Annotated in this window: 15 protein-coding genes and 3 pseudogenes; 3 read left to right on the forward strand and 15 right to left on the reverse strand. The window is 67.6% G+C overall.

The window, feature by feature from the left end; all coding sequences use genetic code 11:
* Window positions 1-34: 34 nt before the first annotated feature.
* Window positions 35-1,624, forward strand: coding sequence for a serine/threonine-protein kinase (locus tag FB390_RS29765; protein ID WP_221639432.1), 1,590 nt, complete (start codon window positions 35-37; stop codon window positions 1,622-1,624).
* 18 nt (window positions 1,625-1,642) lie between these two features.
* Here FB390_RS29765 and FB390_RS29770 read toward each other — a convergent pair whose 3' ends face one another.
* The 4 genes and pseudogenes from FB390_RS29770 to FB390_RS34700 all read right to left on the reverse strand — a co-directional run bounded on the left by FB390_RS29770 (window position 1,643) and on the right by FB390_RS34700 (window position 5,401).
* Window positions 1,643-3,178 carry a CBS domain-containing anti-phage protein gene (locus tag FB390_RS29770; protein ID WP_141812535.1) on the reverse strand — a complete coding sequence of 512 codons (1,536 nt, stop codon included), beginning with the start codon at window positions 3,176-3,178 and terminating at the stop codon, window positions 1,643-1,645.
* A gap of 469 nt (window positions 3,179-3,647) precedes the next feature.
* A complete protein-coding gene (locus FB390_RS34490) occupies window positions 3,648-4,025 on the reverse strand; it encodes a hypothetical protein (protein WP_246124609.1) in 378 nt (125 codons plus the stop codon).
* Between the two features lie 263 nt (window positions 4,026-4,288).
* Window positions 4,289-4,354 (reverse strand): annotated as a pseudogene (locus FB390_RS34785) (hypothetical protein); the annotation flags it as partial.
* Between the two features lie 918 nt (window positions 4,355-5,272).
* Window positions 5,273-5,401, reverse strand: a complete 129-nt coding sequence (locus FB390_RS34700; protein ID WP_281292433.1) for a hypothetical protein — start codon at window positions 5,399-5,401, stop codon at window positions 5,273-5,275.
* A 594-nt stretch (window positions 5,402-5,995) separates the two neighbouring features.
* On the opposite strand from FB390_RS34700, the gene FB390_RS29780 reads away from it, so the two are divergent.
* Window positions 5,996-6,733, forward strand: a complete 738-nt coding sequence (locus FB390_RS29780) for a hypothetical protein (protein WP_141812536.1) — start codon at window positions 5,996-5,998, stop codon at window positions 6,731-6,733.
* A 36-nt stretch (window positions 6,734-6,769) separates the two neighbouring features.
* Here FB390_RS29780 and FB390_RS33995 read toward each other — a convergent pair whose 3' ends face one another.
* The 11 genes and pseudogenes from FB390_RS33995 to sucB form a co-directional block, all read right to left on the reverse strand.
* Window positions 6,770-7,345, reverse strand: coding sequence for an SbcC/MukB-like Walker B domain-containing protein (locus FB390_RS33995; RefSeq protein WP_221639433.1), 576 nt, complete (start codon window positions 7,343-7,345; stop codon window positions 6,770-6,772).
* Window positions 7,288-10,800, reverse strand: coding sequence for a TIGR02680 family protein (locus FB390_RS29785; RefSeq protein ID WP_221639434.1), 3,513 nt, complete (start codon window positions 10,798-10,800; stop codon window positions 7,288-7,290). Before FB390_RS29785 ends, FB390_RS33995 begins: the two co-directional genes overlap by 58 nt.
* Window positions 10,797-12,050: a TIGR02678 family protein gene (locus FB390_RS29790; RefSeq protein WP_141812537.1), complete on the reverse strand. Its 1,254-nt coding sequence runs from the start codon at window positions 12,048-12,050 to the stop codon at window positions 10,797-10,799. The genes FB390_RS29785 and FB390_RS29790 overlap by 4 nt, the downstream gene beginning before the upstream one ends.
* Window positions 12,051-12,080: 30 nt before the next feature.
* A pseudogene (locus FB390_RS34790) lies at window positions 12,081-13,660 on the reverse strand (TIGR02677 family protein).
* A gap of 1 nt (window position 13,661) precedes the next feature.
* Window positions 13,662-14,876, reverse strand: coding sequence for a TIGR02679 family protein (locus FB390_RS29800; RefSeq protein WP_221639436.1), 1,215 nt, complete (start codon window positions 14,874-14,876; stop codon window positions 13,662-13,664).
* Between the two features lie 108 nt (window positions 14,877-14,984).
* Window positions 14,985-15,323 (reverse strand): mycothiol transferase, encoded by a 339-nt coding sequence (locus FB390_RS29805; protein ID WP_141812538.1) that lies wholly within the window; start codon window positions 15,321-15,323, stop codon window positions 14,985-14,987.
* 102 nt (window positions 15,324-15,425) lie between these two features.
* Window positions 15,426-16,466 (reverse strand): lipoyl synthase, encoded by a 1,041-nt coding sequence (gene lipA / locus FB390_RS29810; protein WP_141812539.1) that lies wholly within the window; start codon window positions 16,464-16,466, stop codon window positions 15,426-15,428.
* A 236-nt stretch (window positions 16,467-16,702) separates the two neighbouring features.
* A pseudogene (gene lipB / locus FB390_RS29815) lies at window positions 16,703-17,440 on the reverse strand (lipoyl(octanoyl) transferase LipB); the annotation flags it as partial.
* Between the two features lie 642 nt (window positions 17,441-18,082).
* On the reverse strand, window positions 18,083-18,607 hold the full coding sequence (locus FB390_RS29820; RefSeq protein ID WP_141813172.1) for a GNAT family N-acetyltransferase: 525 nt from the start codon (window positions 18,605-18,607) through the stop codon (window positions 18,083-18,085).
* 868 nt (window positions 18,608-19,475) lie between these two features.
* Window positions 19,476-20,384 carry a TIGR01777 family oxidoreductase gene (locus FB390_RS29825; RefSeq protein WP_141812540.1) on the reverse strand — a complete coding sequence of 303 codons (909 nt, stop codon included), beginning with the start codon at window positions 20,382-20,384 and terminating at the stop codon, window positions 19,476-19,478.
* Between the two features lie 21 nt (window positions 20,385-20,405).
* A complete protein-coding gene (gene sucB / locus FB390_RS29830) occupies window positions 20,406-22,175 on the reverse strand; it encodes a 2-oxoglutarate dehydrogenase, E2 component, dihydrolipoamide succinyltransferase (RefSeq protein WP_141812541.1) in 1,770 nt (589 codons plus the stop codon).
* A 259-nt stretch (window positions 22,176-22,434) separates the two neighbouring features.
* On the opposite strand from sucB, the gene FB390_RS29835 reads away from it, so the two are divergent.
* On the forward strand, window positions 22,435-22,797 hold the full coding sequence (locus tag FB390_RS29835) for an oxidoreductase (protein WP_246124466.1): 363 nt from the start codon (window positions 22,435-22,437) through the stop codon (window positions 22,795-22,797).
* Window positions 22,798-23,211: the final 414 nt, after the last annotated feature.

The following is a 23,211-nucleotide window of genomic DNA, read 5'->3' on the forward strand; positions in this document are numbered from 1 at the left end:
GATGCGACCGTCGCGGGATGGCAGGGGGTAGACGGTGCCGGCTCGGCGCATCGGCAGGCGGTACGACCTGATCGAAGAGATCGGGTTCGGCGGGATGGGATCGGTCTGGCGCGGGTACGACACCGTGCTGGACCGCGAGATCGCGGTGAAGTTGATCCGATACACCCAGATCCACTCGCCGACCGATGCCGCCGAGTTCGCCGCACGGTTCCGTCGGGAAGCCAGGATCACCGCGCAGATCCGCCACCATGGCGTGCCGCAGGTGTACGACGCGGTCCTCGACGCGGACCTGAGCGAGGTGTACCTCGTGATGGAACTCGTCGAGGGCGCCAACACGTTGCGGCACTATCTCGAACCCGGCGCCCCGCTGCCGATCGCATGGGCGGTCTCGGTGACCGCGCAGATCGCCACCGCGCTGTCGTACGCGCACGCGCTGCCGGTCGTCCACCGCGATCTCAAACCCGACAACATCCTCCTCACGCCTGGCGGCGCCGTGAAGATCATCGACTTCGGCATCGCCGCCCTGCTGACGGCAGGCGCGCCGAAGCTGACCATGACGGGTGCGCTCCTCGGTTCGATGCCCTATATGTCGCCGGAGCAGGCCATCGGCGCCAAGCCGACACCGCGCACCGACTTGTATGCGCTCGGCTGCATCCTCTACGAAATGCTGTGCGGCTACCCAGTGTTCGACGGCGCGGGGCCGATCGTGTTGCACCACCACGCTTCCACCGCGCCGGTTCCGCCGCGGGAACTGCGTGCCGAGGTGCCCGCCGAGCTGGACCGGTTGGTCTTGGAACTTCTCGCCAAGAAGCCCGAACAACGACCAGGTGACGCCGCGGAGGTGTATGAGCGGCTACTCCCGTTGTTACCCCCGCCGGGGTCGGTTCCCGGACCGAGCGAGGCGCATCTGACGGGCATGCCCGATCCGACCGTGATCTTCCGACGTCCCAACGCACCGCTGCGTCCGGAGCAGGCGGCGCCCACTGTCCAGTTTCGGGGTGCGTTGCCGGCCACCGCGCCGATCAGCGACAAGGTGCTCGAGCAACGGCTGGAACATCGGCTGGCCGAGTTTCGCGACTTGGTGGCCGCGGGCCGCACACTGCAGGCGGCTGATGTTCTCAGCGGCATCCTGGAGCCGGCGGGCCGTGTCTTCGGCGCCGATAGCCCGCGGGTACTTGAACTACGGTTCGATATCGCGCTGGCCCGTTTCCATGGTGGCGAATTCCGCAAGGCAAGAATGGAATTCGATGCTCTTGCCGCGGCATCGGCCCGGGTGAAGGGTTTCGCCGACGAGCTGACGATCGAATGTCGGAAGTTCGCCGCGAACTGCCGCGTCGAGCTCGGCGAACTCACCGAAGCCCTGTCGGGGATGCGCGCGGTGCTCGACGACGTGCGCGCTACCCAGAGCGACGGCAGCGAGGTGGCACTCGAGCTGCGGCTTGCTCTCGGGCGCTTGCTCGCGCTCATCGGTCGTCACGCGGAGGCGCGCACCATGTTGAGCGAGCTGTATGAGGATCTGCTGCTCCTGCGCGGGATCAACGATCCGCTGACCCGAGAAGCCGAGGAAGCGCTGGAGCGGCTCATCGACGATGATCCGGCAGCGCGTGGACAGGAACGATCGTGACTCGGTTCTTTCTCTGCGTCACGGGTTCGGTTCGGCTGTGCGCAACAGCTGCAGAAGACCGTTCACTACTGCGTACTTCTCCTCCGAGAGTGGGTCGGTGGCGAAGTGCATCAGGTCGTTGCGCACGTTCCTGACCTGTTCCAGGAGCTCGACGACTTGGTTGCGGTCGAGCCGCCAGCCGAGTTTGCGCCACCGGTCGGGATCCTTCAGCAGGTGGACGTAGTTGCCGAAGGTGAGGTCGGAAGCGTCGTGGACGCGCGATTTCTGGTGATTGGGTACCGCGTCCTTCAGGTCATCGAGGTCGAAGTGGTCCTCAGCCGCGCGGCGCAGCCGGTTCTCTGCTTCTTCGATGAGCACGAAAGGCCTTGCCAGAGTTCCGAATTGACGGGTCAGATCGGATGCAGTGAGAATGCCGGTGACTCGGACCCGATCGGGGTTGCGGACGAAGATGAATCCTCGGTCGTAGATAGCATCGATCTGATCGAGCAGTAGCGCGTCGTGGTCGACGACGAGGGCAGGGACCGTCGCGTCGGCGAGCGTGGGATCGTCGCTGGAGATTTGCGCCTGCCCGATCGATTCCCATGTGACCGCACCGTGGTACGTCTCGTCCTCATCGATGACCGCGAGCTGCGAGAACTGGTACCGCAGCATCTTGGTTTTCGCGTAAGTGAGATCGGCCGTCGAGGTCACCGACTCCAAGCGCGCGGGAAGGTCGCCGAGACGGCGCGACATCGGCTCGGGCTCGATCACGTTCTCGACGTTCTCGATTGTCCCGTTGCCCGCGTCGACACCTGGCTCGGTGTCGATCGGCACCAGGGCGACGACATCGCTGAGCGCCCCCTCGGTGAAAGCCGGGCGAGTGGTCAGGCCGTTGCTCGCGAGATCCGCCTTGATCGTCGAGACCGCCGCCGCGGTCCGGCGTTCGGCACCCCAATGTTCGAGGAGGCTCCGGATGGTGAGTTCTCGCGGGTTCGAGGCGTCCCTGGCCGTAGCTTCCTCCAGCAGTTTGGTGGAATCCGTGGCTTCTTCGTCGCCGTCGAAACCGGGGTCGGTGCCATAAGTCGCGAGATGCTGGATGCGGGCCGCGGCGTCGTGGCGGGTGAGGCCGCACACGGTGAGCAGGGAGCCCAGGCTGGCTCGCAGGTCGGGGCGGATCGCGTCCCACGACACGTCGGGACGAATCCAGTCGACCTTCCTGACCTGACGGAAGCCTTTCGGTTCGTCGGCGCGGTACTCGTATGGACCGCTCACCCTGCCGATCGCGACGTGTCCCGGGTGGGTCTTGAGCGGCATGACGACGAGGTCACCGTCTTGGATTGTGGTGTCGAATTTCCACAGCTGGCCGGTCCAGTTGCCGATCACCGTGCTGGTCGCCTCCGGATAGGCGGACCGCAACCCTACCTTGAGATCGTGCCAGGTCGGGTACCGGCCGAGGTCGCCGACTTCATCCCAGCCGATGATCGCAAGTCCCTCGTCCAAGGCGCGGCGCTCCCGCTCGCCGGTGCTACCGGCACGGATCAGCCACGCCTGCGGCTGCCGCGTATCGTTCGACATGTATCGGTCTCCCTTTCCGGTGCCCGCCGACACGGATCCGAATTCTCGGCTGGCGGCGCCCCCGAGCGCTTCCGCGATAGGAGGCCCCGAATCCCTCCTCTAGAACAGTCCGCGGGCAACGGTATCGGAAGTTCTCGCACTGTGCAGGCGTATTCTTCGTGGCCGCAACAGAAGGCTGTCGACGCTGTGCGCGAGATCCTCTTGCCGAGGTGGCCCAATCCGTCCTTCGAGAGGGTTGGAAGTTCCACTGGGCTGCTGCGGTCGAATTGCTTCGGCCCTTTGCCCAGTCGAAGGCGCCGCCGCTGCGCGGGCGCGAACGGACTGGCCGATGCCTGTGCACCTGGGTGTTCTGCCAAAACCATGAACCGAGCGGGAGATCGCCGTTGCGCTGCGAACTGCGTTCGCTGAAGGCACCTTCGTCCGTCGCCGATGGTGCGCTGTTCGTGCGGCTGGCCGAGCTGCCAGCGGTTCAACCCGAAACGTAAGCGACCCAGAGGTAGTCGCGCGGCCGGCTCGTGGCAACCAAGGTCTGGCGAGCGAGTAGTTCGGCGCGGTCGCGGGCGGCGCCGGTGAGTTGGGTCGAGTTGGCCGGTGGTTCGTCGGTGATGTGGAAGACCGCGGCGAAGTCCATGCCTTTGGCGCGGTGTACCGTGCCGACCTTGATGGCGTCGAATTGGGTGCCGTCGTACTTTTCCAGGGAAAGAGTGGGAAAACGGGATCGTTCCAGCACCCTTTGGTAGTGCTCGGCCTCCTTGTTCGAGTGCACGATGACGGCCATATCGGAGATCGGTAGGCCGGATTCGGTGATGGCACGGGGAAGCTCGGCGTCGAGGTCTCTGCGCGACAAGCGTCGTTCGACCGCGATGCCGTCCGACAAAGTGGCGTCGCTGTCGCGCAGACGAAGCCGGGACCGCCGTCGAGGTCATCGACGGTATTGCCCGCTTCTATGCGTTTGGTGTACCGCAGGATCGCTTCGCGATTGCGGTAGTTGGTGCGCAGGACTCGACCGCGTCCGGCTACGGGGATGCCGGCGTCGGAGAGTCGCCAGCCGCCCGCGTAGACCTGCTGCTGTCCATCGCCGACCAGCAGCAGTTGGGCGTCGGGTCCGCCGCCCGGGATCAGGTGCACCAGACGCAGTTCCATCAGGGTGAAATCCTGCACCTCGTCGACGACCACCAGCGCGTAGTCCTCGCTGTCGTCGAGCGGGCGCTGTCGCAGTTCGTCGACTGCGAGGGGCGACGACGTCGTTGAAGTCGTGCACAGCTCGGGTCTCCATGCGCTGCTGATACGGCAGATACCAGTTCTTCCAGACGTACTCGCGGCGGTTGCCGTGCAAACCGATGCGTTCGCGACCGGTTCGATCGATCTCCTTGTACGCGTTCAGATCTCGTATGCCTCGTCCCTTGATCACGCGGTCGATCTCGTCGGTCCAGTAGGCGTAGTCGGTGCCGTCGATGTTGCCGAGGACCTCGCGAGCGGCTTGCCACGCCCGGGTGAGACAATCCTGTCTGGCCGCGTAATCGAGGTTGTAGGCGACTCCGCGCCGATTGAGGAACGCCATTGTCCACGCGTGTAGACCGGTGAACTGAGCGCGGTCCGTCGAGTGCGGTGCCAGTTGCGCAAACCCCGACAGATGGTAGGTCGGCAGGGTCTTGACGAAACTGGTGAACAGAAAACGGCCGGGATTGCGTTTGGCGAAATGCGCCATACGGTGCAGCGCCACAACGGATTTGCCGGTTCCCGCAGGCCCGCTGAACCGCGCCGGTCCGGTGAAGTTCGTGTGCACGAGGGCGAGCTGATCGGGATCTAGAAAGGTCATCCATTCCCGGAACGGACGGGCGAGTGCGTTACCGCGAGTGTCGGACCGCAGGTCGCCGGCGGCGAAGAGGCCGTCGGAGGTGACCGATTCGGCGGCTGGCGCGTCGTCGGAGGAGATCCACTCGTACCATGTCGAGCGCTCCGCAACGGTGGCGGTGATCTCACGGACACGAAGCGACGACAGGCGGTGCTCACCCGAAATCAAGGTGTTGTACATCATGGATTCGTCGACCGCGAGAAACGGCTCGTGCGCCTCGGTGGCCACGGCGCGCGGCATCAGCAGCGCGATCTCCAGCAAATGCGGGACGAATTGAGAGCGTCGAACAGCAGCCCGGCGAATGTTTCCTCGGCGTGCTTGCGGATCGCGCGCAGCTCGGCACGATCCGGAACCTCGTCGGTGAACACCAAGGCGTACACGCCTGTCGAGCCGACCGCGAACGCGGGCGCACGTCCGGATCTGGCCGGTGAGCGGTCGATGAGCAGCTGCCAGCCGCGTGCGGTCAGCTACACCGACAGGAGACGACGTTGCTGGGCGGTGAGATTCGGCAGTTGCGCGAGTCTGCGCTCGGCCCAGCGAATGCGGCGCTCGCGATTGATGTTCGGCATAGGAGCCCCCGGTTCCTGCTGGTGCACAGTTTGTCGGTAACAGTATCCGAGCATCGGGCTGGATGAGTGGTTTTCTGCTGTGTACCAAGCTCATTGGGGCCTATGCCGGGTGCGAGCACATCGAACAACCGGCGGACCAAGCCCTGTCTGGCGGACGTCTCGGCGCCCGTGACGCCTCGGCGTGGCTGACGAGGCCAAAGCGTATCGTGGTTCGGCATGGGGTCACGAGGCGAAATTGTCGTCATCGAGGGGGGATCGCAGCAGAAGTACTACACCCACTGGGGTGGTGGGTCGCTGCATCTGGATCTGCTACCGGGGCCGCAGGCCGCGGTCCGATTCGCGTCCGCGCAGAGTGCTCTCGATGCGTGGGTCTACGACCTGGAGGCGGCGGCAGTGATCGACATCGATCGGCGAATGCTGCTGTGGTTTTCGAACGCGTGTGCCGAAGATGCCATCCGGAGTGCGGTATTCGAGACGATGGCGATCACCTGGCCACAATGGGAGGTGCGCTGGGCGGGATACCGGGAGCGCGATCTTGCCGACTATTGCGACGGCCGGTGGCCGAGATGCCTGGTTCTCGTCTCCGGGGTGGAACGGGCCCGCTGTTACACACCGGCAATAGATCTCGCCTCGCTCATGGCGCAGGGGCCGGCGGTGGTCGAGACGATCGCCGGGTGGGCGGAGGCGACGCGGATACCTGCCGTCACTGCCCACGGGCTGCACCTCGATCCCCCGCAACGATCCGGTGCGTTGTGGGCTCTCGACGGCACGGCCGGTGATCTGGAGGCGATCGCCGCACGATGGAAGGGTTGGACGTGGGAGAACTGGGGGTATCGGTTCGCCGAGGCCGCTGCTGCGCTCGACTCTGATTCCGGCCCGGAAATCGTTGCCGCGTTCGAGGCTCTGTCGGAGAGCTTCGAACAGCATCAGCTGGTAGACAAGGGCACCGAAGCCGTCGGTCTGTTGCTGAGTGCGACGGGCTGGATCCAGGAGGCGCTGCGCACGGGCGGGATGACGATGGAGACGGTGGAGGACAATACGTTCGTTCATCGTCCGGTGGAGCTGTCGGCTGCCGAGCTGGTGGACACCCGAGAGGCGATCGCCGCAGCCAAGCTCCGGCACGGATCGTGAACGCTCGGCCTACGGCCGCGCCGGGAGGTGCGATGCTCACACCGGCAGTAGCTCCTCCCCATTCCACGTGAACCTCGCCGTCGTCACCGCGTCCTGCCCGTCCCCGCTGATGATCTGGTGTATCCCGATCCCACTCAACTCCGCATATGTGCACCACTCGTGGTCCGATGTCAGCACCAAGTCCAAGTCCAAAGCTGAGAGCAGCGCGAAAATCTGGCCGCGGTTGGCGGTGTCCACGCCCACGAACACTTCATCGAGCATGATCATGCGTGGTGCGCAGGGTGTGGTTTGGTAGTGGGCGGCGACCGCGGCGAACAGCGGGAGGTGCAGGGCTATGGCCTTCTCGCCGCCGGACAGGGCGCCGTGGAGTTTCTTGGTCAGCTCTTGGAAGCCGTCGCCGGAGCCGCGGTCGACCTTGACGATGAATTGGTGCCATTTGGTGTAGTCGAAGACCTGGGTGAGTTGTTGCTCCCAGCTGGTGGCGGTATCGGCGGCCTTGGCGGCTTCGATGCGTTCGCGCAGGAATCGATGCAGGGATTCGCGGTCGGTCTCCGTCAGTCGCGCGGGGTCTTTGAGCAGCAGGTCGCGCGCGGCCTTGGTGCCGGGCGGCAATCTTTGCCGACTTGCCAGACGAGTTCGACCGCGACGTTGGACGCGGTGCGCACCATTTTCAGCCGGGCGTTCATTCCGTCGACCAGCTCGTTTGCCTGCCGGATGCGGGCGGCCAGGTGGCGGCGGGTGTCGCCGGTGAGGGTGTGGTCGAACAGGCGGCGTTCGTGTTCGGTGATCTCGTTCTCCGCTTGCTTGGCTTCGTCCTCGATGATGCGCAGCAGTTCGGCGCAGCCCACGCGCACGCCGTCGATGACCGCGGCGAATACCTGGACCTCGCCATCGGATTCGAGATCGAGATCGGCGCGGGTGCTCAAGGCGGTGCGGCATTCGTGGACCGAGTCGGCGAGTCTGCGCATCGCCTCGCTGATGTTCGTCGGTGAGTGGGGGATGGTCGGCCAGGCCGCCGAGATCATCCGGGCGGCGTCGAGCGCGGCGCGCACACCCTCGGATGCGGCGAGGGTCGCGCGGAATTTCGGCAGGTCGGGGAACCGGCTGTCCTCAGGGAAGGTGCCGCCGGCCAGGTGGCGGAACCGCAGCGCGACTTCGTCACGGGTCGCGATCGCGGTGTCGCGGGCCGCGAGGTCGGTGGTGCGCTGGGAATCGAGTCTGCCGAGCCGGTGTGCGAGGTCGGTGAGAGTGGCGCGGTCGGTTTTTATCGAATCGTTGAGTGCGCGGATTCGCACGCGCACTTGATCGATCCGGGTCAGCGTCTGCTGGTAATCCTGCCCGGCGGATTCCTCGATCGCCGCGAGTTCGGCTGCGGCGCGGCGGTATTCGTCCTCAGCTGCGGCGGCGGTCTTGGCGTAGGTGGTGGCGTCGGCCGCGGACTGTTCGGCGAGAGCCTGAGCCGTGTCCGCGGTGCCTCGGGCGGCGCGCAGGTCGGCGTGAGAGTCCAGCCACGCACCGGCCTGACCGGAAAAATTCTCGATGGCCTCGACGACGAGTCCCAGCGCGGGACGGTCGGTGGGCAGCCCGGTCTCGGCGGCGGCGACTGCCAAGGCGTGCTGGGTTTGGCGCACCTCGCCTTCGCGGGTGGTGAGTGTGGTCGCGCGGTCGCGTACCTGAGCGTCGGCGGTCGACAGCGCCGATTCCGTTCTGGTGAGCTGTTTCTCGGCCGCGTCGACCGCGGTGAACGCCGGCAGGTTCGCTCGCTCGGACTCGATGAGTGCGCGGTGGGCAGCGCAGTGGTCCAGTTGTTCGCGCAGTTCGTCGAGGCGGCGGTCGTGCGAGGCGATCTCGGCGAGCAAGCGCTGGATGCGCGCCTCGCGTGCCTTGGCTCGGGTCGATGCCCCGATGAAGGTGGGGTGAACCTTCGACCACGAGCCGGTCGCGGTGGCCAAGCGCCAGGCGCCGTCTGCCCCGACGGCGGCGACCGCTTCTCCGGGCAGACGTTCGCCGAACGCGATGCTCGACAGCAACCGGTGCACCTGCTCCGGCGCGACGTCCGCGCCGGGCACCGGGACCAGCACCTCGGCGAGCGAGCGGCCGGAAACAGGTTCGACCGCTGCCGGATCGGCGAACAGATCGTGGCCGGCCACCTCGCCTCGTGCCCCCACCCATGCGTCGAGCAGTCCGCAGGACTCCAACGCGGCTTCCACGCCCGCCGCGGTTCGGGGCGCGAGACCGTCGGCGAAATCGATCAACCGCCACAGCGGTGCGCCAGCACGCCCCGCGCGGTCGGCGGTACGCCAGCGCGGTGGCTCGGGCGGGATGTCCTGTTCGAGGGCCAACTGTTCGCGCTCGTCCGCACAGGCGTCTCGCAGCACCGTCACGGCGTCGATCTCGTTCTGGTGCTGGGTCTCTTGCCGGGTCGCCTCCTGCAGACGCAGGGTCGCGGCGCGATTGGCCGCTTCGACCAACGCGGGCCGGTCCTCGACCAGATCGGAAATGGCATCCGGGTCGTCGAACGACAGCGCGTCACACGAGCCCGCCCAGGACCGCACGGCCTCGCGCAGTGTGCCGAGTTCGGTTTCGAATGCGCGCTCGGACTCCGCGTGTTCGTGTTCGGCCGCGAGCAGTGCGGCGCGAGCCTTGTCGAGGTCCGTCTCTGCGTCGGTGCGTCGCGTGACGGCGTTGTCGTGGCGCGTGAGCACCGTGAGCATGTGGTCGACCTGGCCGCGCTTGGCGCGGACGGCGGCGCTGAGCAGTGTCCGGCTCTGCCGGGAACCGGGGTCGGCGGCGAGCTCGTGGTGGATGCCGGTCATACCCGCGCGGCGAGCCGACTGACCGGCCTCGATTCCGGCGGTGGCCACCACTCGTTCCCATTGGTCGACGGCCTGGAGTGCCGTGGCGTGCTTCGCCCCATCCCGCTCGGCCCGGCTGAGCAGCTCGGCGGATTTCGCCTCGGCGTCGTCGGCCCATCGGCGCGCTTTCGCGGTCTCGCGGCGACGGTCGTCCAGTTCGAGGCCCTTCTGGTAGGCGGGCGACTTGATCAATCCCTCGCGCTCGCCTTCGGCGACCGACAGATTGGCTTCCGAGTTCCCCACGCGCTCCTGGGTTTCCAGTTCGAGCGCTGCGGTCCGCTCGTACTCGGCCGCGGACGACTTCGCGGCCTCGGCCAGCTTGTCCATCTCGGTGGTCGCGGTGCTGAGGTTCGCGGCCGCGGAACGCAATACCCGCTGCGCGTAGGTTTGTTGCTGGCGGGCCAGCTTTCGGGTGGCCGCCACCTCCTCGCCCAGGCGGGCGAGTCGTTCGCGCTGGGCGTCGAGTCGCTCGAATCCCTCGGCCAGGTCGGCTATCTCGTCTCGATCGAGCGGGGGCAGCGCGCTGGACAGCAGTGACGACAGCAGGGCCGGGTCCAGCCGCTGCGACAGTTTGGGGGTGCGCAGTTGCAACAGTGCGGTGATCAGCGCGTCGTAGCGGTCGGCTCCCATGACCGGGAACAAGGTCGAGCGCACCGCCGCCCGGTAGTCCGCGGCATTCTCGTGCACCGTCCCCTGCTCGCCGAGCCGCTCGGCGAGGGCCGCCTTGGTCAGCGGGCGGTTCGCGTCGGTCAGTGCGAAGGAATCCGGTGCGTCCGGGTCCGAGACGCGCAGCGCGGTGGTGAAGTAGTCAGCGTGCACGGCCGTCGTCCGTGAGGTCGCTTGCAGGCGCGCCCCGCAGGTGAACCACCGGCCCGGTTCGCCAGGGAAACGGAACTCCAGCCACACATACCCGACGCGGGTCGCTCCGGAAGCGCCTTCCCCCATCAGATTCCAGTGCATGGTGCGCTCGTTGGTGCCGAAGGTGGACAGCCGGTTCGCTCGCAGGTTCGCATCGAACAGGAAGGGCAACAGCAACTCGAGCGCCTTGGACTTGCCGCTGCCGTTCGGTCCGCGCAACAGCAGACGGCCGTCGTGGAATTCGAGGATCTCGTCGTAGTAGCGCCAGACGTTCACGATGCCTGCCCTGGTGGGCATCCATCGCGGTTCCCGTTCGGCGGTGGGCACGAGGTTCGGCAATGCGGTGACGGTCATGAGGAGTCCTCGGGAGCGGGGGACGTGCGAATGCCGCTGACGCGATAACGGGCGGCCGCGGGGAGCGGGACGACCAAGCCCGATGCCTGGGTGCGGACGAGTCCGAACGATCTCAGGACCACCAGCGCATCGGCCACCAGTTGCCGGGCGCCTTCCTCACCCTGGTAGGTGCGCGCCCAACGCGGGAACTTCGTCAGCAGGTCGGCGGCAGCGCGGCGCAGCTGCTCGTCGGTGGCGGGGCCGGACATCGTGTCCAGCAGGAGCAAGGCAGCGACCTTCGCCGTCGCGGCATCGTCAGGGAAACGTGAGTCGGTGGCAATGGCTTCCGGATCGACGAACAGTACCCCCTCGGCTCGTTCTTCGAGCGCGAAACCACCCTGGTCGGCGGCTCTGCGCAGGAGTTGCCTGCCGGTCGGGGACGTAAGGTAGGCGCGCTCGTCGGCGGTGAGTTCGTCGAAATAGACGACCGGGTCATCGACCAAACGGCGAAACACACTGTGCCGCAACCACAGATTGCGCTGAGTTTCGGAAATGCCCGAGGTGTCGGTGTGTTTGGCGGGGTAGCTCGCGGGACCATACCGGCGCTCCCGGACCAGTTCGGCCAGTAGTTCATTCACGCGCAGCGGCACTTCCGCCGTCGGGATGCCGAGCTGGGACGGTCCGGTCGGCGCGGCGAGCAGCCGCAACAACAGTGTCGCGTCGACACGGAAGAGAACCTTGGCGGAATCGGAATCCACGTAGGATTCGGTGACGCCGTCGATCACCTGTAGGACGCCGAACGACTCGAGCAGTCGCAGGACGTCCACGAACGCCATACGATGGGCGCGTGCGGCGGAGTCGAAGTTCGCGAGCAGCGGGTCCTCGGCGGTGGCTGCCCGCACGCGGCCGGCCAGCAAGCCGATTGTCGTCACCGGCGCGGCGAAGAGCTCGGCGGCGGTGACACACAGCAGGACATACCGCAGCCTGTCGAATTCGGCTCTGCTAGAACGCATCCTGCGAGCGGGTCGGGTCGGGTCTGGTGCCGTGCGCACCTTGACCAGCCGGGCGTATCCCAGGCGCGGCTCCACGATGAGCGTCCACCCGCAGTAGTAGTCGAACCACTTCGCGATCGGATCGCGCCGCCGCCGGACGATGTCGAATACCTCCGGCGCGTCGCCCTCCACCATCAGCGGGGCGGCGAGCAGGTGCCGCACGCCGCGGGCGACCTCCGTGCGTTCGGCGATCACCATCTGATTTGTGAGGTCACTCATCCGCGGCCCCCCGTTCTTCCGGTCCGGTGTTCACGCGGACATCTCGCGCCGCAGGCCGCCGCCGCGGACGATTTCGACGATGTAGTCGGGACCGCGGAAGATGCCGCGCGATGTGCTCAACTCCGCGATCGCGCCATCCGACGGTGGGCGCAAGGCGATCTCGACGCGACCGTCGGAGGTGCTGCCGCGACGCATGCCGCCCGAACCGGGGGCGCAGGCCAGTGCCCGGTCGAGCAGCTCGAGCAGCCGCTCGAGCACGCCGTGCTCGAGCTTCCCGAACGACGAAAGCCGTACGGCGCCACCGGTGTCGAGCATGTCCCACGCAGCCTCCAGCTCCGCGCGTTCGATCGCGGCGCGCGCCTTGCGCTCGGCTCTGATCGCGGCGACATCGGGAATCGCTCCGGTGCGGCCGTAGCGTTCGGTGCGGCCGGAGGCGCGCAGCAGCGGGGAGACTTCGACAGCGGGCGCCGACGACCAGGATTCGGTGTAGCCGACCAGCTCGGGGTCCGCGTGCGCAAGGTGCGCGTGCCGCGCCGATCCGAGGCCGAACACCGTGACCACAGACGGTGCAGATCGTCTTGGTCGGACAGGACCGAGAACCAGCGCGCAAGTTCGCGGAAGTCCGATACGGCGCTGCTGGAACGACGACGCGACTCGGTGATCCGGTCGAGCACCTGCAACAGGGAGACGATGGCCTTGCGCCCGACGGCGCGGAGCTGGTCGATGCGCGGCGCTGCCCCGTCCGTCGGGAGGAACCAGGCGCGCAGACCCTCCCAGCGTGCGCGACGCTGCTCGAGCCAGGCCGCCGCCGGATCGGCTCCCGCGAGCCGGGGCAGATCGGCGCCGAGCAGAGCACGCTGATGGGCACGGGTGACGCCGTGATCCTCGACCGCTTGGATTCGCGCGGCGACGGTCTGGGTGCGGTGCTCGATGTCGGTGAGGAATTCGCGCAGGTAGGCGACGGTGGCGGCCTTGACCTCGTGGAATACCGTGAGGTCGACGCTCTCGTCGCGCAGCAGGCGCTGCAGTTCGCCGTTGAACTGTTTGGTGTTGCCGCGCAACGCCTCGAGGTGGGCCTCGAGTTCGGTGAGTGTGGTGAACACGCGGCGATTCGAACCCGATTCCAGCTCCCGCAGCAGATCGGCAAGGCGGTCGGCGATCGCGTCGAGGACCGCGGTCTGTAACGCGCCGGTCGTAGCCAGAACCGTCATCGCGTGCACGACGCCGGCGAAAGCCGCCTCACTTTGTTTGGTCAGCGAGTACTGCAGGTTGCGGCGCTCGTATTCGGCGGCGGTGCGGTAGTTCTCGGTGTGGTTCTGGACAATGTCCACGAGGTTCCAGTCGCGCAGTTGCCCCAGAGCGTGGGTGAGGTCGTCGTCCTCGATGGCTTCGAGCCAGCCGACCGTGCGCAGCCGGGACCGGACGCCGTCGATCCCGAGAGCGGTTTCCATCCGTTCGTTGGCCTCGCCGAAGGCATGGAGGATGGACACATACAGGCCCGCGCGATCTCCGGTGGTGAACCGGAACATCTCGGATGGCACCCGAATCGGATCCATCGAACCTCCCCTCGGCTGACGGTCAGCAGCAACCATAAGCCGCGGGACCGACATCTCACGGTGCTATGTCGGCTAGCAGCCGATCGACGACGCGCTCCTGCGGTAGCGCTATCCCGGATCGGCTGATGTGGTCGGACAGCTCGGCATCCCACGGCACGGGCGTCACCCGGCCCGCGCGCGGGCCTTCGGTGCCGACCGCAGAGAGGTAGTCGTCGCTGGTCATCCGCCATGGGAGGGCGCCGAATCTGGAGACGATGTTGGCCGCGATGCGTAAGCCTTCGCCATCGAAATCCCCGTGGTAGCGCAGTGTCGCGCCCGCGTTCGACAACAACTCCAGCAGGACGGCGGCGGCGCTGCTCGGCCATCCGGATATACACACCATCGGCGGGCAGTGCGAGCCGAAGCGGACCAGGGCCGTCGCGAGAATGCTGGGATTCTCCACGACCCAGACGGTCTCGGCCGCCTCGGGTACGCGGCTGACGGTGCGCAGTTGTTGAAGACTCAGTACCGCGGCGAGGCCCGATCCTGCGCAGGTCCGCAGGATCGGACCGACCGCAGCGTCGCCGCCGATGGTCGGCAGTCCGGCGGCCAGCACCGTCGAGGACAGTTCGTCGTCGGAGATGCCCGCACGCGCCCACAGCCGCCGCAGGCCGACCGCGTCGGCGGGAGGTTGCGCGTCGTAGAGGACGGTCAGCGCGCGAACGACGATGGTGTGCAGGCGAGAGCCGTCGTCGAGCGCGTGGGGATCTCCGAGCACGTTCGCCGCGAACACGGGAAGTTGCACTCCGGTGCCCGGCAGTTCGCGCAGGACTCGCAACGCGCGGTCGAGCTCGGTCTTGGTGCGCGTCACCGATCCCGCGATCAGGCCGTTGCGCCGCATCGCCGCTGCCCACGCAGCAAGGGCGGGCTGGGCGCACACCACGTCATGATTTGTGAGCCACTCCCACAACAGATTTCGCTCTTCCATCGCAGCCGCTCGTTGCGCGGACCGGTCCGGGATCGGGCCGGTCCGGTATTCGAGCGCGGTTCTGGTGTCACAGCCCGCGATCTCGCGCAAGGCGCTGTCGATGGTGGCCAGATGCACGGTCGCGTACTCACCGGGCAGGCGAGCGAGCCCGAGCAGGTCGGCTACCGCGACCTGCTGCGCGGCGGTTAGAGGCCCCACACGCACCCGCTGGACCGCGCGACCCGAGGAGAAGCGTTGATACAGCGCATCCCACAGTGGCGCGAGGTCTGCAGAAAGCCGAGCTATCGCCTGCTCGGCGCTCAACGAGTGGCCTCGGGGCGGTCGACTTCGATCAGGTGGCTCATGGTGAGCAATTGTCGCCCGTTTGTCCCGTTCCGGCCTTGCCCGGGCACTTCCGCATCGCGAACTCGCTCACCACATGGGAGTCGGGACGGTTCCCGGAACGACAGGCCTGAGTCTGCGTCTATTGCCCGAAGTGTCCGAAACCCACCTCGGCGCAGTCAGTTTCCACTCGACCCTCGACTTCGCACCATCTAGTGATTCGCGGATGATATCGGGATGCCCCGCGTACTGGACGGTTTCGGCTGCGATATGCAGCAGCGTCCGCCGCGCACCGGGCTCGAACCGTGGCGCATCAGGCAGCGGATTGGAGACGTTGAGGTCGGGCAGTTCGCGCAGCGGCTGGTCGGTCTCGGCCGCGACTTTCTCGTACTCGGCGAGCACGCGCGCCAGGCTCTCACCCGGCAGCATATCGGCTGACGCTCCGGTCGCCAGCTTAAGATGGCGAAGTGAAATGCCCTCACGGTGTAGTGCCGATGAGGACACTCATCTGGACGTACCGACCAATGCCCGTCAACTACCGAAGCGGGCGAGGACGGAGGAGGCTTCCTGGGAAGCGGTGCCTTCCTCGGCGAGATGGGCCATGGCGGGGGCGATTTCGCGGCCGTGGTGGGTCATCGCCTGGGCGTAGAGGCGGCCCGCTCGGTAGGAGGAGCGGACGAGGGGGCCTGCCATTACTCCGGCGAAGCCGATTTCTTCGGCGACCTTGGAGTGTTCGACGAATTCTTCCGGCTTGACCCAGCGGTCCACGGGATGGTGGCGGGGGGAGGGGCGGAGGTATTGGGTGATGGTGAGGATGTCGCAGCCTGCCTCGTGGAGGTCGCGCATGGCCTGGGTGACTTCCTCGGGGGTTTCGCCCATGCCGAGGATGAGGTTGGACTTCGTGACCAACCCAGCCTCGCGCGCGGCGGTGAGCACCGCGAGGGAGCGTTCGTAGCGGAAGGCCGGGCGGATGCGCTTGAAGATGCGCGGGACCGTCTCGAGGTTGTGGGCCAGGACTTCCGGGCGGGAGGAGAAGACCTCGGCGAGTTGGTCGGGGTCGGCGTTGAAGTCGGGGATGAGGAGTTCGACGCCGGTGTTGGGGTTCAAAGCCTTGATGGCGCGGACGGTTTCGGCGTAGAGCCAGGCGCCGCCGTCTTCCAGGTCGTCGCGGGCGACGCCGGTGATGGTGGAGTATCGCAGGCCCATGGCCTGGACGCTTTCGGCGACGCGGCGGGGTTCGTCGCGGTCGAGGGCTGCGGGTTTGCCGGTGTCGATCTGGCAGAAGTCGCAGCGGCGGGTGCATTGTTCGCCGCCGATGAGGAAGGTGGCCTCGCGGTCTTCCCAGCATTCGAAGATGTTGGGGCAGCCCGCTTCTTCGCACACGGTGTGCAGACCCTCGCGCTTCACCAGGCCCTTGAGTTCGGTGTACTCGGGGCCCATGGTGGCGCGGGTGCGGATCCACTTGGGTTTGCGCTCGATGGGGGTTTCCGCGTTGCGGGCTTCGATACGCAGGAGTTTGCGGCCGTTGGGTGCGGACGCGCTGTGCGGTGTCGGGGTGTCGACTGAGGTCACTTCATCGACCTTACGCCTCGGGTGTCGGCGGCCGCCGGGGTGCTCGGGGCTGTGCTGACGCTACTGGTTGCCGCGCCGTTGCCGCCTGCTTCGACGTCGGCTGCGGGCGCTGTGCTGTCCACGGCCTTCGCGGTCACGTCGCTCGTTTCGGCGGCTTTGGCAGGTGCCGATGTGGTGTCCACGGCCTTTGCCGCAGCCGCGTCGCTCGTTCCGGCCGCGCCGTCGGCGGCTTTGGCTGCCGTGGCCGGATTCGGCTCGGCCGGCGGGCGCACCGTGGCGCGGGCGATGTCGTGATCGCTGACGGGAAGATCGCCGTCCAGCGCGCGCACGATCGCGTCGGCGACCAGCGGCTTGATCTCGGCTACCGTGACTTCGCGGCCGAGTTCCCGGGTGAGCGTGGTGACGCCAGCGTCGCGGATGCCGCACGGGACGATGGCGCCGAAACCGTCCATGGAATTGCAGTTGAACGAAAGGCCGTGCAGGGCAACGCCGCGTTGGACGCGGACGCCGATGGCGGCGATCTTGCGTTCGGGGGACCAGTCGTTGGCGGGCAGCCAGACGCCGGAGCGGCCCTCGACGCGGCCGACGGTGAGGCCGAGGTCGGTGCACACCGAGATCAGCGCCTCCTCGAGGCGGCGCACGTACTGGACGACGTCGACGGGCTCGGCAAGCCGGATGATCGGGTAGCCGACGAGTTGGCCGGGGCCGTGCCAGGTGATCTTTCCACCGCGATCGACCTGCACCACGGGGCTGCCGTCGATGGGCAGGTCCTCTTCCTCGGTGCGGCGGCCCGCCGTGTAGACGGAGGGGTGTTCGAGGAGCAGCAGGCGATCGGAGCCGAGGCCTTCGGCGCGTTCGGCGGCGATGCTGCGCTGCAGGTCCCAGGCGGAGTGGTAGTCGATGAGCCCGAGGTCCTCGACGACGATCGGGGTGCGATCGAAGCGGGCGGACCGAGTGGTGCGCGTGTCGTTCACGTCGTTGACGGTACGCCCCGCGGTGTGGAACTCGTCAGGGACTCGGTGTGCGGTATGCCACAGGCTTGCGGGGCCGCCTCGGTGCGTTCGTCGGGCGCCGAGGTTGGGGCTGATCTGCCCGAGCGAAATGGTGGTTCCAACGCGGTGCTGAGCCGCCCTTTCTCTCCCGTCGAATCCATATGACTACGGTCGGTAGAGAAGTGGTGGTTCGGGTCGGAGTCGCGAGAGCTGGGCGAGCGATGGGTCTCGACGTCCAGTGATAGGGATGCGCTGGCATGCAGTTTCGACGGGGGCTGGGCGATCGTTCGCCCCGGATGTGCGGCGGCGGATTGGGGAGCGTGGACGCGTGGTCGGCGCGGTGGTCTCGCGCGCTGGTCGACCTCACTACGACCCGACCGAATGCGTGTATGCCAGCCGGGCAATGGGCCTACCTCCGGTGCAGCAGTCTCGTTGGCCGCCTCGACCGGCAGGCATCTGCGATGGGGGTTGCCCCGTTTCGGTGAAGCGGTGGCGCTACCCCAAGGCGATCGCCGAGCATCCTGCGACGGGGGTCGTCCTGTTCCACTGGAGCGGCGGCGTCAGCTGATGCCGATCGCCGAGGACCGTGCGCTCGGGCTGACTCGGTCCGGTGGAGCGGTGGCGTCAGTCCACCTCGACCGGCAAGGTCAGCTGCATGAGGGTCAAGTCCATCCAGCGGCCGAATTTGTGGCCTACCTCCGGCAATTGGCCGACGACCACGAAGCCGAATCGCTCGTGCAGGACGATCGACCCGGTGTTGCTGGATTCGATGGCGGCGATCATGGCGTGCACTCGCCCGGATGTCGCGGCGCGGTCGATCAATTCAGTGAGCAGGGCGCTGGCGAGGCCGCGGCGCTGGAAGCGGTCGGCGATGTAGACCGAGTTCTCTACGGAGTAGCGGTATCCGACCTTCGGCCGCCACTGGCCGTAGCTGGCGTAGCCGGCGACTTCGCCCTCGACCTCGGCGACGAGGACGGGCATGCCCGCCTCGACCCGGGAGCGGAACCAGGTCTGGCGCTCGTCGATGCCGACTTCGTCGATGTCCCAGATGGCGGTGGAGGTGGCGATGTTGGTGTTGTGGATGTCGAGGATCGCGGGCAGGTCACCTTCGCGCGCGTCGCGGATGACGGTGGCGTGGCGGGTGTCCATGGCGGTCAACGGCGTTCTCCGTGGTTCGGCGAAGGTGGTAGGCGTGGCTTGTTTCGCGAGGTGGTTGCGGACCTACGGTCGGTGTTCGAACCCGATCATCGCGCGTCCGGGGGACCGGCGGCAATGCGGGCTGGATCACCTGGCGTGCGAGCATGGTGTGCTCCCGATGGCGCGCTCAGGCGGTGCCGTGGACGGGCGACAGCGGCTGCCGGTCACTCAGCGGGACCTCGGTCGGGGCGCCATCCCGCCGGTGGGATTCCCGAGCCCGGAAACGTCACGTGCGGCAATGCGGCGGCGAATCAGTATCTGCTGTACTGCTGTACCGGGCTGGGCCGACGACACTGCGGCACAGCGCGTGCTGGGCGACGGTCGCGGAGTGCATGCCGCTGCGTCACCCGGTGGGCGAGTTCCGGCGGCGTCGTTCCTGCTGCAAGCGATACCGGACTGGACTGGTCGGCGGCGGCGGTGCCGTCGATGATCCGGAGTGTTTCGCGGATTCGACAGAAACGGCTAGGTGAGCGAAACGCGCCAGGTGGCGGTAGGCGGTAGTCAAGCGCCGACCCTGATCATGGTGGCCGGCGAGCACCGATTCCGGCTCCTAGAAGTCATCGCCGAGGACCGGACCGTCTCCTGGATGCGCTCCACATCGCGGCGCAGGACGAGCGATTGCTGTGGGTTCGGTCGACCGGCGTCCGTTCCCGTGTGTCTGGTTGGTGCGGAACTACGACAGTGGTTCGGGATGCCCGACGGCCAGGCGACAAGGGCCGTGTCCTGCTCCATGACTGTGGCAACGGGTCACGAAACTGCGGCACAGCGCTTGCCGGGCGGCGGTCGCGGAGCGCTGCCGCTGTCAGACGCTACGGATGGCTTACCTGTCGTCCTCGTAGCTACCGATGGTGGCTGCCAACGCCGCACCGATCGTCGGATGGCGGAAGGGATATCCCGCCGCCTCCAGCGCCGTGGGGATCGCCCGCGGACCGCGCAAAATCGCCTCGTCGGCGAACTCCCCGATGAGTCCACGCAGCGCGAACGCGGGCAGTACCAGCGGGGTGGGCCGGTGCAGCGCGCGGCCGAGTGCGCGGTTGAACTCGGCGTTGGTGACCGGAGCCGGGCCGACCGTGTTGATCGGCCCGGACACGGTGTCGTTGGTGAGCGCGAAAATGATCGCGCCGATCTCGTCGTCCAGCGAGATCCACGGCGTGTACTGACGCCCATTGCCCAGTCGCCCGCCGAGACCCAACGAGTACAGGGGGTGCAGCATGCCGAGCATCCCGCCGTGCTTGGACAGCACGACGGCGCTGCGCAACAGCACCGTACGCACGCCCGCGGCGCTGGCGGGACCGGTCGCCGCTTCCCAGTCACGGCACAGCGTGGCGAGGAAACCCGAACCGACGGGGGAGGATTCGTCCACGACGCGGTCGCCGGTGGCGCCGCCGTAGTAGTGCACGCCGCTGGCGTTGACCAGCACCGGCACGCCCGCGGCGGCCACCTTGTTGGCGAGGACGTCGGTGGGGGTGATGCGGCTGTCGCGCAGCTCCTGCTTGAAGCTGCCGTTCCAGCGACGCCGCCCGATGCTCGCCCCGCACAGGTTGACCACCGCGTCGGCTCCGCGCAACGCCCGCTCGTCGAGTTCGGCGCGGGCGGGATTCCAGACGAACTCGTCCGGGGCGGCGGCGGGACGACGCACCAGACGAGCCACCTCGTGCCCGTCGCGGCGCAGTGCCGCGACGAGCGCTGTCCCGATCAACCCGGACGAACCGGCGATCACGACCTTCATGCGGGACGAACCTTCCCCGGGTTAGAGGCCCAGATCGGCCTCGAACGCGGCCTCTTCGAGGCGGTGGCGGATCGTGGTCAGGAAGCGACCGGCGTCCGCGCCGTCGATGAGGCGGTGATCGTAGGTGAGCGGCAGGTAGCACATGGAGCGCACGCCGATCGACTCGTTGCCGGTCTCGTCGGTCACCACCACCGGGCGCTTGACGATCGCGCCGGTGCCGAGCATGGCCGCCTGCGGCGGAACCAGGATCGGGGTGTCGAACAGCGCGCCCTGGCTGCCGATGTTGGTGATGGTGAAGGTGCCACCGGCCAGCTCGTCCGGCTTCAGGCCGCCGTTGCGCGCCCGGTTGGCGATGTCGGCGATGGCGCGGGCCAGACCGGCCAGCGACAGGTCGCTGGCGTTGTGGATCACCGGGGAGAGCAGGCCCTGCTCGGTGTCGACGGCGATGCCGAGGTGCACCGAGGCGTGGTAGGTGATCTCCTTGGTGCCCTCGTCGTAGGAGGCGTTGACGTTGGGGTGCACGCCGAGCGCCTCGACGACCGCCTTCGCGAAGAACGGCAGGAACGTCAGGTTGACGCCCTCGCGCTCCTTGAACGCGCCCTTGGCCTGCGCGCGCAGCGCCGCGATCTTGGTGACGTCGGCCTCGTGGACCTGGGTCAGCTGCGCGGTGGTCTGCAGCGATTCGCGGGTCTTGGTGGCGGTGATCTGCCGGATCCGGTTGGCCTTCTGGACGGTTCCGCGCAAGTGCGCCAGCTGCGCGGCGGCCGGAGCCGACGGAGCCTTGGCGGCGGGCGCGGCGGCGGCCGGAGCGGGCGCGGCGGCGGGAGCCGGGGCCTTCTTCGCCTCGGCGGCGGCGAGCACGTCCTGCTTGCGGATGCGGCCGCCGACGCCGGAGCCCTGCACCGAGGCCAGGTCGACGCCGTTCTCCTCGGCGAGCTTGCGCACCAGCGGGGTGACGTAAGGGGTTGCGCCATTGCCGTCGGCGGCCGGGGCCTTGGCCGGAGCCGGGGCGGGCTTCGGGGCCGGGGCGGGAGCCGGAGCGGGCTTGGGAGCCGCGGCGGCGGGGGCCGGTTCGGGCTTGGGCTCGGGCGCGGGGGCCGGTTCGGGCTTGGCTTCGGGCGCGGGGGCCGGAGCGGGCTTGGGAGCCGCGGCGGCGGGGGCACCGCTGCCGATCACGCCGAGCTGTCCGCCGACGGAGACCACGTCGTCTTCCTGCGCGGTGATCTCCAGCAGGGTGCCCGCGACGGGCGAGGGGATCTCGGTGTCGACCTTGTCGGTGGAGACCTCGAGCAGCGGCTCGTCGACCTCGATCTTGTCGCCGACCGACTTCAGCCAGCGGGTGACGGTGCCCTCGGTGACCGACTCGCCCAGCTCGGGCATCTTCACCGGGGTGCCCTCGGCGGCGCCTGCCGACGCGGCGGCGGGCTGCTCGGCCGGGGCCTGCTCGGCGGGAGCCGGTGCGGCGGGTTCGGGTTCGGCTTCGACCGACTCTTCGGCGGCGGCAGGCGCGGCGGCTTCGGGCGCGGGCGCGGTCTCGGCGGCGGGCGCCTCACCGGCGTCGCTGATCACGCCGAGCTCACCGCCGACCTCGACCACGTCGTCTTCCTGGGCGACGATCTTCGACAGCACACCCGCCGCCGGGGACGGGATCTCGGTGTCGACCTTGTCGGTGGAGACCTCGAGCAGCGGCTCGTCGACCTCGACCGTGTCTCCTTCCTGCTTCAGCCACCTGGTCACCGTTCCCTCGGTGACGCTCTCACCAAGAGCCGGCATCTGGACGGAGAAGGCCATGTCCGTTGACTCCTCTGACTGCTCGACGGGTTCTACAACAGTTGATCTCTGGCGGGTCGCCCACCGCTGGTCGCGGTGAAAACCCGGAAGCCACCAACATTCTGAGTGGCACCGGAGATCTGTGCGGTTCTTGTACCGCGGTCCATCCTTGCACTCGTCCGCGTGGCGTGTAGCACAGGGCATGTCTCTACCGGGAAGCTGGCAGTATGGGAGGACCGGGTGTGAGCATTTATCCGGTGTACGAAGGAGGTCGGCGTCGATGGGTTTGCTGGATCGTTTCCGTGGCGCTCTGAACCGTGGCGGTCCCGCAGCACGTGCGTCGACCTCGGGCAACGAGGACGCCCGCTACCTCGCCGACTGGGTGCGCACGCACATCGGTGTCGAGGGGTACTTGGAGCCGAAGACCACTATGACGGATGTCACCGTGGTGTTGGTCGCTGCCGATGGGGAGTGGACGCGCCGGATCGTCGGGGAGCGGGGGGCTCAGCGGTTGGCCAGGGATCTGAGCATTCCCGTGTACGAGGTTCGGAAGACGGGGTATCCGCAGCGGATGCGGGATTACGACGCTCGGAAGAGGATTGAGCGGCAGCGGGCGTTCGAGGAGGAGTTGCGGGATTTGTAGGGGGCGAGTTCGGTTGTGAGCCGGTTGGTTCGGTGGGGATGGGTGAGAGCGGGCCGGCTTGGGGGCGGTGCTCTCGGGCGCTTGGGGGCGGCGCTCTCGGGCTGAGGCTCGGTCAGGCTGACGCGGCGATCTTGTTTCGCGAGTAGTCCCTTGGCAGGCGGGGATCGGTGAGTTCGATTCGGGGGCTGGGTGGGTGACGTGCCCCGGGTTTCTTGTTCGTTTCTGGTACCTACCCAGGTTTGCCTCGGAGCGGTGCTGGGCGCGGCGGGTGCCGTACCCGGCTTACCTTCCGCAGTCTGTGTGGGGGTGCGGCTTCCAGCCCGGTCGACCGGTTCTGGTTGCGTTCAGAGAGCTTTGACGAAGTGAATGCCCCTTGCCTTGTAAACCCCCTGACCACCATTTCTCTCCCGTCGA

It is taken from the genome of Nocardia bhagyanarayanae, from assembly GCF_006716565.1.
Classification (GTDB): domain Bacteria; phylum Actinomycetota; class Actinomycetes; order Mycobacteriales; family Mycobacteriaceae; genus Nocardia; species Nocardia bhagyanarayanae.

Excerpts from the sequence above, each read along its gene's own strand:
- FB390_RS29835 (WP_246124466.1), top strand. The coding sequence starts at position 22,435 with ATGGGTTTGCTGGATCGTTTCCGTGGCGCTCTGAACCGTGGCGGTCCC.
- FB390_RS29825 (WP_141812540.1), bottom strand. The coding sequence starts at position 20,384 with ATGAAGGTCGTGATCGCCGGTTCGTCCGGGTTGATCGGGACAGCGCTC.
- FB390_RS29805 (WP_141812538.1), bottom strand. The coding sequence starts at position 15,323 with ATGCTGCCGGGTGAGAGCCTGGCGCGCGTGCTCGCCGAGTACGAGAAA.
- FB390_RS29770 (WP_141812535.1), bottom strand. The coding sequence starts at position 3,178 with ATGTCGAACGATACGCGGCAGCCGCAGGCGTGGCTGATCCGTGCCGGT.
- FB390_RS29790 (WP_141812537.1), bottom strand. The coding sequence starts at position 12,050 with ATGAGTGACCTCACAAATCAGATGGTGATCGCCGAACGCACGGAGGTC.
- FB390_RS29820 (WP_141813172.1), bottom strand. The coding sequence starts at position 18,607 with ATGGACACCCGCCACGCCACCGTCATCCGCGACGCGCGCGAAGGTGAC.
- sucB (WP_141812541.1), bottom strand. The coding sequence starts at position 22,175 with ATGGCCTTCTCCGTCCAGATGCCGGCTCTTGGTGAGAGCGTCACCGAG.
- FB390_RS29785 (WP_221639434.1), bottom strand. The coding sequence starts at position 10,800 with ATGACCGTCACCGCATTGCCGAACCTCGTGCCCACCGCCGAACGGGAA.